Source organism: Arthrobacter sp. PsM3 (assembly GCF_030433895.1).
Taxonomy (GTDB): Bacteria; Actinomycetota; Actinomycetes; order Actinomycetales; family Micrococcaceae; genus Arthrobacter.
Window position 1 is genome coordinate 1 of record NZ_JARUXE010000192.1, and the last position, 214, is coordinate 214.

Here is a 214-nt window from a genome sequence, read left to right on the forward strand (position 1 = left end):
GTATCTGATCGTACTTGTTAGGATAAGTTAAAAATTCATTATGATTGATTTTAACTATAAATGGAATTTTGTGGGCATATTTTCTGGCCACTGCAGCCAAAACGCCATATGTAGATGCAACAGCATTGCAACCTCCTTCAAGGGCTAATTTTACAATATTTTCTGCATCAAAATAGATAGGATTGGGAGCAAACGATGCACCTGCCGAATGCTC

1 protein-coding gene is annotated in these 214 nt (G+C 37.4%); it reads right to left on the reverse strand.

The window, feature by feature from the left end:
- Positions 1–214, reverse strand: a 214-nt coding sequence (locus QCD75_RS22140) for a hypothetical protein (RefSeq protein WP_301231668.1), incomplete at both ends; no start/stop codon positions are given.